The sequence below is a fragment of the Tamaricihabitans halophyticus genome (genome assembly GCF_004340875.1).
GTDB lineage: Bacteria > Actinomycetota > Actinomycetes > Mycobacteriales > Pseudonocardiaceae > Tamaricihabitans > Tamaricihabitans halophyticus.
In genome coordinates, this window is sequence record NZ_SLXQ01000013.1 from 36690 (window position 1) to 48895 (window position 12206).

Below are 12206 nucleotides of genomic sequence, written 5' to 3' on the forward strand. Positions count from 1 at the left end.
ATGCTTGCATTTAGGCTGGCGGTCGTGGCGAGAAGTGATGGCAGGAAAGACGGCGAGCTCCGTCCGGTGAAGATCACTCGTGGTTTCCAGCGGCACCCAGCGGGCTCGGTGCTGATCGAGTTCGGCGAGACCAGGGTGCTGTGCGCGGCCAGTGTCACCGAGGGGGTGCCGCGCTGGCGGACTGGAAGTGGGCTCGGCTGGGTCACCGCGGAGTACGCGATGCTCCCGTCCGCGACGCATACCCGGGGCGACCGCGAGTCGGTCAAGGGCAAGCTCGGCGGGCGTACTCATGAGATCAGCCGGCTGGTGGGGCGCTCGTTGCGAGCCTGCATCGACCTGGCGGCGCTCGGGGAGAACACCATCGTGATCGACTGCGACGTGCTACAGGCCGATGGCGGTACCCGGACGGCGGCGGTGACCGGAGGTTACGTCGCGCTCGCGGATGCCGTGACGTGGTTGGGCGCGGCCGGGCGGCTTGCCGACCCGAAGCCGTTGTCCTGCGCGGTATCGGCGATCAGCGTGGGTGTGGTGGATGGCAGGGTGCGGCTGGATCTGCCGTACGAGGAGGATTCCCGTGCTGAGGTGGATATGAACGTGGTGGCCACCGATGCGGGCACGATGATCGAAGTGCAGGGCACCGGCGAGGGCGCCACCTTCGCCCGCTCCACATTGGACAAGATGCTGGATTCGGCACTGGCCGGTTGTGCCGAGCTGAACAAGCTACAGGCGGCCGCGCTTGCCGAGCCTTACCCGGGCACGCTGCCCGAGCCCACGCCGAAATCGGGTAGGTCCGGTAAGAAGGCGAACAAGTCGTGAGCACGTTGGTGTTGGCCAGTCGTAACCAGAAGAAGCTTGGCGAGTTGCGGCGCATTCTCGACGCGGCAGGGGTGCACGGACTCGAGGTGATCGGGCTGGACGAGCTGGCGCCGATTCCGGAGTCGCCGGAAACCGAGCCGACCTTCGAGGGCAACGCCGTCGGCAAGGCGGTGGATGTGGCCAGGGCCAGCGGGCTACCCGCGGTCGCCGACGATTCGGGGATCGAAGTGGACGCGCTGAACGGGATGCCGGGGGTGTTGTCCGCGCGCTGGTCCGGTAAGCACGGTGACGACAAGGCAAACCTGGAGCTGCTGCTGGGGCAGCTCGGCGATGTACCGGACGAGCGGCGTGGCGCGGCTTTCGTCTGTGCCGCCGCGCTGGTCACCCCGGCGGGCGCGCAGACGGTGGTGCGCGGCGAATGGCGTGGCTCGCTGGTCCGGCATCCGCGGGGTGCCAACGGTTTTGGCTACGACCCGATCTTCGTGCCGGAGGGTGCTGAGGTGACGGCAGCGGAGCTGTCCCCCGAAGCGAAGGACGCGGATTCGCATCGCGGGCGCGCCCTTCGCCTGCTGCTGCCCGACCTACGCGAGCTAGCTCCCTGACCGCAATCTTTAGGGATCTTGCGGTGACCGCGCGTGGTCGCGTTCTTTAAGGTTAGCGGGCCTAGAGGTCTAGGTCGCGGCGCAGTTTGGCTACGTGGCCGGTGGCTTTCACGTTGTACTGCGCGGTGCTGATCTTGCCCTCCGCGTCGACCACGAACGTGGACCGGATAACACCCTGTACCACGCGGCCGTAGTTCTTCTTCTCGCCGAAGGCGCCCCATTCGGCGAGCACCGTCTTGTCCGGGTCGGAAAGCAGCGGAAACGTCAGCCCCTCGGCCTCGACGAACGTGGCCAGGTTCGCCGGCTTGTCCGGCGAGATCCCGAGCACCCGCATACCGGCGGCGTTGAACTCGGCAAGGTTGTCGCGGAAATCGCAGGCCTGCTTGGTGCAGCCAGGAGTACCGGCAGCGGGGTAGAAGTAGACCACCACCGACTGCCCTCGGAAATCCGCGAGGGAAACCGGATTGCCCGCACTGTCCGGCAAGGTGAACTCGGGCGCTGGATCACCGGGGGAAAGACGCTTCTGCTCGCTCATAGTCGTGGACGTTACCGCTGAGCCCACAAGCCGTGCGCGGCTACCGGGTGCTGCCGGTGTAGGTCAGCAGCGACCCGCGACCCGATTCCATGATCAGCTCCAGTGGGACGGACTCGGGCGGCACGGTGAACGCGACGGTGAACCTCGCGGTGCCGCCGGTCGTGACGTCCGTGGTGTTCGAACCCATTCCGGTATAGCCCTGCGTGGAGTCGATGACCTGCTTCATCGGCTGCCCGTCCGCGGTCAACAGCACCGACATATCCGCCAGGTGGTAACGCGTGGCCTGCGCGTTGTCCAGGGTGATCTCGAAGGACACCGCCCGCGCCGCCTGCGGATAGGCGGTGTCGCTCGGTTGGAACTCCTTCGGCTGTGACACGGTGACGCGCAGACCATCGCTGAGTTCCCTGGTCTCGCCAAACCGCGGTTCGCCCTGTTGCCGCACCTGTACCTGCGCATCACCCGACGCGGGCGTAGTGGCCGGTTGCTCGGCGCAGCCAGCGATCGCGAGTACGCAAAGGCAAGCCCCAAGGGCGATACCCGTCGCATTCGCGAATCTCATTCGCGTCGACTTCACAGGGCCATACCTTTCACCGGGCACACCTTCCCGCGTCCGGCCATTCGCAGGCCGGGCCGTTACGCCAACCGATCCAGCGCGACCGGCTATGCCATTACTCCGACCACAACTCTGCTGCAGCCGACGGGCGGAGGCGAGCGAAGTTAGGCGCTTGAGGCAGACCTGGTTTCCGGCTGTGGCCTAGCCGTGATCCGTTACTCAAAAGGGTGTGACACTCATCATCGATCTGGGGCGATGCGGTCGATGTGCGGCGAACGCGCACCGCGAAATCAGGTAGCCAGCGCGAAGAACACGATGAACAACCCGACACTGATCAACCATGCAGCGATCAACCAACCGAACTCCCGACCGGCGCGCAGCGCGCGATTGTCCTCGCCGGGCACATAACCACCACGGGCCTCGAACCAGTCGACCCACCGTTGCGCCAGGCGCAGCGGATTCAGTGTGCGCACCCGGCACCTCCCCAGACGTTGTCGCCGACGTACCGGCTAGCGTAGCGTCCCGCCTTACTCTTCTGGCATGAAGTTGTACAGATGCATGCGGGGCCACAACGTGTCCCAGTCGGCGCGCGGCTGCTCCGCGTAGAAGATCGTGGCGCCGAGTTTGGTGTTGTCCACCTGCACGCTGTTGCGGATCGTGCCCGCTTTGCGGACCGTGCCGAAGAAGTCGTTCAGGTATTCCGAATGGCCGCCGACGAACAGCACGGCCTTGGTGTCTTCGGGCGGCTTGCCGAAGAACCAGTATCCGCGGTGTGGGCTGTACACCTGGACGTCGCGCAGGCCAACCGAAGGGCCATAGAAGTCGAGCGCCGAGGCTTGCCAGTACGAACCGGTCAGCAGCGCGGTGTTCGCGCGCTGCGCGGGCGTTAATCGGGCATAGGCCCGGGCCGCGTCTTCGGCCACTTCTGGCCAGCCCGTCTCCGCTTCGGGCAGGTTGATCGGGTTATACAGCGGCTGGTCATCCTGCACGGTCACCGGATTCAACGGCAGGAACGAGATCGCGAACAGGGCGGAAAGCGCCCAGGCCGGCCAGCTGACCGACCAGCTCCACCAGCGCCGCCACCGCGGTTTCTCCCCCTCGCGGCGCAGCTCCACGGCGCCGACCGCCCAGCACAGGGCGAACAATCCGGCTATGTAGTACGGCCGGCCTTGGCTGACCAGCACGAAGACAAGCACGCCGAGCGCGGCGAAGCCAAGGAACCGGTAGGCGCGCATCTCCGGCGCCGAAAGCAACCGCCACAGCCCGTAGCAGGCGAGCACGGCGCCGGAAAGCAGACCGAGCATCACCAGTACCGCGGGAACGAAGAAATAGTCGCCGCCGGCCAGGAACTGCTCGTAGCTGATCGCCTTCTGCATCTCCAGCTGCGGCCAGCCGTTCGCGGTCTGCCATATCAGCGTGGGCAGCGCGCTGAGCAGTGTCAACGCACCGGCAAACCGGAGTTTAGGCCGGCCGAGCAGCTGCCGGGGGCCAAGGATGAGCACGGCGAGCACGATCATGATCCAGAACACCGGGATCAGCATTTTCACCTGGACGGCCACCGCGGTAACCAGTCCAGCCAGCAGCAGAATGTTGTCCTGCCGAGTCCGCACCCAACGCACGACCAGCCAGGTCAGCAGGGTCCATAGGAACGGGTCGAGCATCTGCGTGGCCATCCAGTGACCCGCGCAGGCGAGCAGGAACGGCGAACTCGCGGACGCGGTGACGGCGACGACCTGCGCACCGCGCTTGCCACCGAGTTCCCTGGCCAGCAGCGCCGTGATCACCGCGCCGCAGGCGGTGATCAGCACCGAAGGCAGCCGCAGGGCGACCAGCGAGCCAGGGAACATGCTGTCCATCCCGGCGGCGATGAGCGGGATCAGTGGAGGCTGGTCGGCATATCCCCAGTCCAGGTGCTTACCCGCGGTGATGAAGTACAGCTCGTCACCGAAATAGCCGTATCGGCCTATGGTGAGCAGCATGAGCAGGCCCATCGCGCCGGCGATGGCGAGCACCGGCCCGCGGGCGAACGGGGCGAGTTCGCTCGTGGGCCGGCTGGTGGGCTCGCTCAGCGTGGCGCTCATCCGCGCTCCTGCTCCATCCGTTCCACGAACGGGGCGAGCAGTCCGGGCACGGCCCGCTCGGCGAGCAGCACTCCGTCGCGCATCCCGATATCCCTGACCTGGTACGCACCGCTGCCCGCCGCCGTGGCCGCGGTGATGGTGCACAGGCCAGAGCGACGTTGGAAGAACGACCGGCGCAGCCGCCAGCCGATGATCCCGGTGCGCTGCAAGGCGACCGTGCTGCGCAGCCCGGTGCCCGACCTGGTGACCAGATACCGCTCGGTCAGCCCATGGCCGAGGTTGCGGTAGGCGTCCACGGCGAACAGCGCGGCGATCGGCAGCAGCGCGAGCGCGATCAGTGCGGGCCAGCCGGGAAACCAGCTGACCGTCTCGCCAAGCACCCACAGCGCCACGCAGCCGGCCAGTACTGGCGTCAGCGACCAGACCAACCGCCGACGCAGCGCTGCGAGCGGGTGTCGCTTGCCGGAAAGCGCGGTGGTCGGCGCGGTTTCCTCATCAAGTACCCGCGCGCTGATCGCCTGCGCCGTGGTCAGTGGCGCGGGCGGGAGCAGGGTATCCACTCGTTCCAGCGCGTCGTTGCGGCCGCTCATCCCGGTGGCCACGGCGTGTGTACGCGCGCCGTGGCCCAGCCGGAGTAGGAACGGCTCGATGATCTCCACACCACGCAGTCGACGGCGTTCCAGCGTGAGCGAGCGGGTGGTGAGCAGGCCGCGCCGCACCCGGAAGGCCTCGGCCGCGCCACCGGTGTTCGGATCGGCCACCGTCTCCCTGGTGAGCTCGAAGCGCCACCAACTTTCCACGAACAGCACCAGCGAACCAAGCACCCCGAGCACTAGCGCGACCAGCACGATCGCGCCGATCGACAGCCACAATGGATGGGCTTCGAATTCGGCGATGGCTTTACTGACAAGTCCGGATTCGATCGGGTTCAGGCCGATCAGGTCCAACGGCTTGTACACCGCGGCGAGCAGTAGGCCGACGGCGAGCACCGAGGACAGGGTCAGCGGCGCGTACCGGATCCAGGACCAGTTCAACCGGCTGAGCACGTGTGCGGCGCTGTCGTTGCCGTCCGCGCTGACCGGGTCCGTGTCGAACGTGTTCGCCGCGTCGTCCGGTTCGGCGGCGGCCACGGCTGGCGAGATTTGCCGCGCGCCGGTGAGCAGCCGCGCGCGGAGCCGTTCGGCGACTGGCTGGGCGAGCGCGTCCAGCTTCAGCTCCTCGTCCTTGCCCGTCTGCTGGCCAGTGCCGATTTTGACCACCGCCACGCCGAACGCCCGCTGGATGGGGTTGGCCGTGCTGTCCACACTGCGAATCCGGTCAACCGGAATGGATCGCCGGTTCCGGAAAAGCACGCCGGTGTGAACCTCGAAGCGCTGCTCGGTGATTCGGTACTGGGTTTTCCACCAGTGCACCACGTCGAACCCGACCACGCCGATCACCAGTACGGCGGCGCCGCTCCAGATCAGCCAGCCGGGCAGCTCGGACCGAAAGTGCAGGCTGGCGCCGACGGCGACCGCGATACCGACGAGATATACCGCGGTGACCGCGATCGTGCGCCGATCAAGGCGCTGCCAATCGGTGACGATCGCCCGCTCGTCCGTGACGTCGGTGGCCGGCGGGGCGGCGGGCAACTCGTGTGCTGGCGGTTGGTGGCCGCTCACGTGGCATCCCCCGGAGTCGCGTGCGTGGTCCTGGTCAGCTGATCGACTAGTTCTCGTGCCCGGCGCTCGTCGAGGCCGTCGATGCTGATCGCGCCGGCCGAGGATGCCGTGGTCACCGTGACGCTAGCCAGACCGAACAACCGCTGCACCGGGCCGCGTTCACTTTCCACGTTCTGGATCCGGGACATCGGGGCTATCTGCCAGTGCTCCAGGAACCAGCCCTTTCGGGTGAACACCGCCTCGTCGGTGACTTCCCACCGGCTGACCGCATAGGACCAGCGAGGTTCGACCAGCACCACGGCTATGGCGACGACGGTAAGCGCGGTCGCCAGCAGCCATGCGTAGGAAAGTTCGTCGAGCCAGGTGGTGGCCGCGATCCAACCGGCGACCACCACGGGTACCGCGATGGTCAGCCATTGGGTCGTCCACCACCAGATCGCGCGTCGTTCGACGCGGTTGTGTGGCGCGCGCAGCCGGACAAACTGCCCTGTCGGCTCGGTTGGTTCGGTCACCTGGTCTGTCATATCCGTTGCCTGACTCATGTCCGCTGCTTGGTTTTCGATTCCGTAGCGGCGACGATCGCGACGCCGAGCACCCCCAACACGATGCTGGCGAAGAGTTCGTAGCCGCTCAGAAAGTCCAGATAGTTCACCAGAAACCAGCTACGGCCCTCGCCAATGAGATTGTTCAGTGCTCCTCCGCCGCCCTGCACTATGAGCAACGTACCCAAGACATTGCCGGCTAGTCGCATGCCGCCCCCTTTCTGACCTCGTTCGATGGACGGAATGTCCACTGCATGTACAGGTTGTCGGGTTCGCCACCCGCCACGCAGCGGCCGGCGGACTGCCGCCGATAGCCGAAGGTTTATGAGTGGAGGTCGACTTTGGTCGGCTGCCTGGCTATGGCACGGCACGTAGGGTTCAACCGCATGGAGCGCGGTGTGCTTACCCAGCGGCCCGGTGGCGAGGCGCGCCGGGCAGAACGGCGTGGCCTGCGCTGGTTACCCGCCGTGCTCACCACCGACCCTGATGCCGAGCGGCCGGATGCGCTGCCCAAACGATCCACACGCGACTGGCTCGTGGACACGGTGTGCTTCCTGTTCGCGGGCTGCTGGGGGATACTGGTTTCCTCAGCGGTGCTGACCACCGGTGCGGCTCCGGACGAATCGTTGCTGTTCGCGGATCAGATCGCGGCGGCGCTGGCCTGTGCCGCGCTGTGGACGCGACGCCGCTGGCCGGTGGGCCTCGCGCTGGCCCTGCTGCCGATCTCGGTGTTCTCCGAACTCGCTGGCGGCGCGATACTGGTCGCGATCTTTACCGTGGCCGTGCACCGGCGCTGGCCCGCGGTGCTGCTGGTGGTCAGCCTGCACGGGTTAGCGATGCTGCCGTACTACGCGCTGCGCCCCGAAGACGGCACGCCGTACTGGGTGTCCGTGGCGGTGACCCTGCTGATCTGCCTGGTGCTTGTCGCCTCCGGAATGCTGGTACGCGCCCGCCGGCAATTGGTGATCTCGCTTCGCGAACGGGCACGTCGGGCCGAGACCGAAGCGCGACTGCGCGCCGATCGGGCACGCCACCTCGAGCGAGAGCGGATCGCCAGGGAAATGCATGACGTGCTCGCGCACCGGATCTCGTTGCTCAGCGTGCATGCTGGCGCTCTGGAGTTCCGGCCGGACGCGCCACCGGAGAAAATCGCGAGCGCCGCCGCGACCATCCGGGACAGCGCCCGGCAGGCGCTCGAGGACCTGCGCGAGGTGCTCGGCGTACTGCGCGGCGGGCAGCTCGCCGACGGCGAGGCCAACCATCCACAACCGACACTCGCCGATGTCGCCGGGCTGGTCGAGGAATCCGCCGTAGCCGGCATGCGGGTACGACTGGTGGCCGCGCTCGACGATGGCGCACTTGAGCTCGAATCGGCGGACGTCCCCGCCACCGTGGGCAGGACGGTGTACCGGCTTGTCCAGGAGGGTCTGACGAACGCGCGCAAACATGCGGACGGCGCCGAGGTCACCGTGTCCATTACCGGATCCGCGGGACACGGGATCGAGGTGCTCGTGCATAACCCGGTTACCGGGCACGGGGTCGGCCTACCAACCGGTGGAGCTGGGCTGGTTGGGCTGGCCGAACGGGTGGAGCTTGCCGGCGGCCGGTTGACCTTCGGCCAGGCCGATGGTGAGTTCCGGTTGCACACCTGGCTACCGTGGCGAGGGTGAGCGAGATGATCCGGGTGTTGATCGTCGACGACGACGCACTGGTGCGCGCTGGGTTGGCCATGATGCTGGACGGCGTCGAGGACGTGGTGGTGGTTGGCGAGGCCGCGGACGGCGATCAGGTACCGGCCGCCGTTCGCGAGCACGGTCCCGATGTGGTGCTGATGGACATTCGGATGCCGAGGGTGGACGGTCTGGTCGCGACCGAGAAGCTACGGGTAATGGCCCAGCCGCCCGAGGTGATCGTGCTGACCACTTTCGATTCGGATGAGAACGTTCTGCGCGCATTACGCTGTGGCGCCAGCGGTTTCCTACTCAAGGACACCCCGCCCGCGGAGATCATGCACGCCGTCCGGCGGGTCGCGGCAGGGGAGCCGATGCTGTCTCCCGGGGTGACCCGCACGCTGATCACCCATATCGCCGGCGGTTCCGGAACGGATCGCAAGGGGCGCGCGGAGTCCACTCTGGAGAGTTTGAGCGAGCGGGAGGTCGAGGTCGCGCTCGCCATCGGGCAGGGCAAGTCGAACGCGGAGATCGGCGCGGAACTGTACATGAGCCTGGCCACGGTCAAGGCCTACGTTTCCCGCCTGCTGACCAAATTGGACATGAACAACCGGGTGCAGATCGCGCTGCTCGTGCACGACGCTGGGCACATCTAGACCATGACCGCCGGGCCCGGAAGGTCGCGAAATCGACTGCCAGCCACCAGCGACCGCGTTTCCGTCGAAGGCAACCTGGGCCAGCCGGCGCGCGTCTAGCTTGATAGGTGTTGAATCGTGGTCAAGCGGCCGAACAGAGTTGGGTTACCGATGGCGTAGCTTCGAGTTTCGTACCCTGGAGGTTCTTCGGTGCTCCGTATCCACTTCGGAGTCGATGATCTGCAACGGGTCCGGGTGGCATCCGCGCCCGACCCATTGTGGGAACTCGTGCTCAGTGTGAACAAACTGCAGTCCCCAGGCGTCCATGGGCACTACACCGAATGGCGTGCGCTCGCCAGGGGGCGGTTGCGGGCGGGCGGTATGGAACGCTCGATGGGTCTGCTGCGTACGCTGGTGCCCGCACGCGGGAACTTCCCGGACTTCCTGACGCCGTGGGAGTCGAGTTTCAGTCTCGAGGCTGGCTACGAGTCGATCAAGCAGGTGCCAGCTGATCTGGTCAACAAGGATCTCGCGGGTGCCTTTCGCCGGAGGCAGGCGCCGGGTTGGGTGCGAGAGCTCGCTGATCGGCGCGGCGTGGGAATGCGCTTGGTGGTTAGCGCCCTGCGGCAGTACCACGGTGAGCTGCTTCGGCCCTACGAGGACCGGATCGTGCCGAGGGTCGAAGCCGATCTCGCGGTGCGTAACCACGATCTCGCCGCCCAGGGGCCGGTTGGCCTGTTGCGTGGGCTGCCCGAGCCGATCGAATGGAAGGATTGCGGACCGATCGGTACCGAGTCGGGTGGGGTCCTGGAAGCGGACTATCCAACCGAGCACGAGGTGCATCTGTCCGGCAGGGGGTTAACCCTGGTACCGAGTTTCTTCTGTGTTGGCGCGCCGGTGACGCTGATCAACGGCGAGCTGCCGCCGGTACTTGTCTACCCGGCCGCTGCGCCGGTGCTCGACGGGACGGTGGGTTCGATGTCCGGGCGGCGACGGGACCACCTCGCGGGTCTACTCGGCGCGACCAGGGCGCATATCCTGCGCAGCCTGACCGAGCCGCGTTCCACCAAACAGCTCGCCGAGCTGGTTCGGGTCAGCTCGCCGGCGGCGAGCCAACATCTCGCGCTGCTGCGCGGCTCGGGACTGGTCACCAGCACGCGCCGGGGGCAGTCGGTGCTGCACGCGATTACTCGGCTCGGCCGCGACCTGATCGACCAGTAACGGGCCGCGCCTGGTCGCCGGGCATGCGCGGGGTGGGCAGGCCGGATTCCTGGCTGGGTTCGGCAGTGCCGCCGGGTTCCGCGGTACCGAGAAACCGGTGTCGGCCCCAGCCAACGAGCCGGGTGGCCGGCGATGTGCCGAATCGATAGACGAGCACTGCGACGGCCGCGCCGAGGGCCAGCCCCACGGCCACATCGTGGGGATAGTGCACGCCAACGAAGATGCGGGAGAACCCGGCGAACAGTCCGAGCAGGACCAGTACCGGAGTCAGCTTGCGCCAGGCGAGTGCCAGCGCAACCGCGGCGGCCGCGGCGATGGTGCTGTGGTTGCTTGGAAACGACCAGCTGTCCATCGGCGGGCAGGTCGTGATCGTGGCCGCCCGGTCCAGCACGGCGTGGCAGGGGCGCTCCTGCTGTATCGCGCTTTTCGCGACCGTGCTGCACAGGTAGGCGATGGTCGGTGCGACGGGGATCAGCAGGGCTCTGGCCAGTGTCGCGGCCGAACCGTGTCGGGCCAGCCAGATCGCGATCAATCCGAGGATCGCGAACAGGAACAGCACACCGCTGGTGCCTAAGTCGACGACATCCTGTAGCCAGCGCGGCGTACCGGCGGCGAAGTCGACGATCGTTCGGTACCACTCGATGCTGAACTCCGGCACGGGTGTTTCCTGCTCCTCTCAAGGCGATTTCCTGGATCACCGGTTATACACGCTGTCACCGGACGTGACCCCATCGGCCGACCGGGGGTTGAAACTGGCTATCGTGTGGGGTATGCCCACGCCTTGGAAACAGTCGCCGCTGAACGTGCTGCGCGGCAGCATGATCGGTGCGGTGGAAACCGTGCCCGGAGTAAGCGGCGGCACGATCGCCCTGGTGACCGGTGTCTATGGCCGGATCATCGACTCCGCGAGCCATCTGATCTCCGGGCTACGACTGTTGATCAGCGATGGCCTCAAGGGGCGCGGCCTGGCCAGGGCGAAGGCTCAATTGCGCGCGGTGGACTGGGCCGTGGTGCTGCCGGTCCTGGTTGGCATGGTCGTTGGCCTACTGCTGGCGGCTCGGCTACTGGAACCAGTGTGGGAGCACTACCCACAGCAGGCGTTCGGGCTGTTCTTCGGGATGATCCTGGTCTCCGTAGTGATCCCGCTACGGGCAATGGAAAGCCTGCCGCGGGGCAGGGACTACCCGCTGATGGCGGGGGCTGTCGTGGCCGCCTGGCTGCTCACCGGGCTGCCATCCGGCGATATTCCGGATCCGCCACTGTGGTTCGTGAGTATCGTCGTCGCGTTCGCCGTGGCCGCGCTCGCGTTGCCGGGCCTTTCCGGGGCATTCGTGTTGATGATCGTCGGGATCTACGCGCCGACACTCAGCGCGGTCAACGAGCGAGACTTCGCCTACCTCGGCGCCGCCCTGCTTGGTGCGATTGTCGGTTTCGGACTGTTTGTCAAGGTTCTGCAATGGCTGCTACAACATCGCCGACAGGCCACGCTCGCGGTGATGACCGGGCTGATGATCGGCTCACTGCGCGCGCTGTGGCCATGGCAGGACGGTGATCGAGCGCTGCTCGCGCCAAGCGGTGATGCGATCGGCTTGGTGGTGGCACTGATGGTGGTTGGTGCCGCGATAGTGGCCTTGATCATCTTCGTGGAAGCGCGATTCGCCGGCACTGATCCGAAGAGCCTGGTCGCGCCCGCGCCCGAGCCCGCCGAGCCGGCGTGGCCGGAGCGCGAGCCCAGCGAGGACGAAGCACCAACACGCCCCCGCCAACCTCGCTAACAGTGATGATGTGGGTGGGTGCCTCTCGGTGTGGGTGTGACCCGCTCTCTAACTGACTTTGGGTCTTGTTGTGGATCTGTCGGCCCGTGCCGGGAGGCACCCGTTCGCACTCACC

Annotated in this window: 14 protein-coding genes; 6 read left to right on the forward strand and 8 right to left on the reverse strand. The window is 66.8% G+C overall.

Translation table 11 applies throughout. The features are described from left to right. Positions 1–24 precede the first annotated feature (24 nt). A complete protein-coding gene (gene rph, locus EV191_RS23385; RefSeq protein WP_132879451.1) occupies positions 25–816 on the forward strand; it encodes a ribonuclease PH in 792 nt (263 codons plus the stop codon). Then, entirely contained in the window at positions 813–1418 is a 606-nt protein-coding gene (gene rdgB, locus EV191_RS23390; RefSeq protein WP_132879453.1) for an RdgB/HAM1 family non-canonical purine NTP pyrophosphatase, read from the forward strand. The genes rph and rdgB overlap by 4 nt, the downstream gene beginning before the upstream one ends. 61 nt (positions 1419–1479) lie before the next feature. Here rdgB and bcp read toward each other — a convergent pair whose 3' ends face one another. From bcp to EV191_RS23425, 7 genes are all read right to left on the reverse strand, one after another. Further along, positions 1480–1953 carry a thioredoxin-dependent thiol peroxidase gene (gene bcp, locus EV191_RS23395; protein WP_132879454.1) on the reverse strand — a complete coding sequence of 158 codons (474 nt, stop codon included), beginning with the start codon at positions 1951–1953 and terminating at the stop codon, positions 1480–1482. Positions 1954–1993: 40 nt separating this feature from the next. Continuing rightward, the gene (locus EV191_RS23400; RefSeq protein ID WP_132879456.1) at positions 1994–2512 is read right to left on the reverse strand and encodes a hypothetical protein; all 519 of its coding nucleotides are present in this window, start codon (positions 2510–2512) and stop codon (positions 1994–1996) included. Between the two features lie 284 nt (positions 2513–2796). Continuing rightward, positions 2797–2979 (reverse strand): hypothetical protein, encoded by a 183-nt coding sequence (locus EV191_RS23405; protein ID WP_132879457.1) that lies wholly within the window; start codon positions 2977–2979, stop codon positions 2797–2799. 54 nt (positions 2980–3033) lie between these two features. Then, on the reverse strand, positions 3034–4587 hold the full coding sequence (locus EV191_RS23410) for an ArnT family glycosyltransferase (RefSeq protein ID WP_132879459.1): 1554 nt from the start codon (positions 4585–4587) through the stop codon (positions 3034–3036). Beyond that, entirely contained in the window at positions 4584–6248 is a 1665-nt protein-coding gene (locus EV191_RS23415) for a PH domain-containing protein (protein WP_243659177.1), read from the reverse strand. The genes EV191_RS23410 and EV191_RS23415 overlap by 4 nt, the downstream gene beginning before the upstream one ends. Further along, the gene (locus EV191_RS23420) at positions 6245–6790 is read right to left on the reverse strand and encodes a PH domain-containing protein (protein WP_341539638.1); all 546 of its coding nucleotides are present in this window, start codon (positions 6788–6790) and stop codon (positions 6245–6247) included. Before EV191_RS23420 ends, EV191_RS23415 begins: the two co-directional genes overlap by 4 nt. Further along, positions 6787–6960 (reverse strand): hypothetical protein, encoded by a 174-nt coding sequence (locus EV191_RS23425; protein WP_243659178.1) that lies wholly within the window; start codon positions 6958–6960, stop codon positions 6787–6789. The genes EV191_RS23420 and EV191_RS23425 overlap by 4 nt, the downstream gene beginning before the upstream one ends. 216 nt (positions 6961–7176) lie before the next feature. Here EV191_RS23425 and EV191_RS23430 point away from each other — a divergent pair, with 216 nt between their 5' ends. The 3 genes from EV191_RS23430 (at position 7177) to EV191_RS23440 (ending at position 10316) form a co-directional block, all read left to right on the forward strand. Beyond that, positions 7177–8460, forward strand: coding sequence for a sensor histidine kinase (locus tag EV191_RS23430; protein ID WP_132879462.1), 1284 nt, complete (start codon positions 7177–7179; stop codon positions 8458–8460). A gap of 5 nt (positions 8461–8465) precedes the next feature. Further along, on the forward strand, positions 8466–9116 hold the full coding sequence (locus tag EV191_RS23435) for a response regulator transcription factor (RefSeq protein ID WP_132879599.1): 651 nt from the start codon (positions 8466–8468) through the stop codon (positions 9114–9116). Between the two features lie 189 nt (positions 9117–9305). Continuing rightward, entirely contained in the window at positions 9306–10316 is a 1011-nt protein-coding gene (locus EV191_RS23440) for an ArsR/SmtB family transcription factor (protein ID WP_132879464.1), read from the forward strand. Here the strand turns inward: EV191_RS23440 and EV191_RS23445 are convergent. Continuing rightward, positions 10282–10974 carry a phosphatase PAP2 family protein gene (locus EV191_RS23445; RefSeq protein ID WP_132879465.1) on the reverse strand — a complete coding sequence of 231 codons (693 nt, stop codon included), beginning with the start codon at positions 10972–10974 and terminating at the stop codon, positions 10282–10284. The two genes, EV191_RS23440 and EV191_RS23445, sit on opposite strands and share 35 nt — an antisense overlap. A 112-nt stretch (positions 10975–11086) precedes the next feature. Here EV191_RS23445 and EV191_RS23450 point away from each other — a divergent pair, with 112 nt between their 5' ends. After that, positions 11087–12091: a DUF368 domain-containing protein gene (locus EV191_RS23450; protein ID WP_132879467.1), complete on the forward strand. Its 1005-nt coding sequence runs from the start codon at positions 11087–11089 to the stop codon at positions 12089–12091. Positions 12092–12206 lie beyond the last annotated feature (115 nt).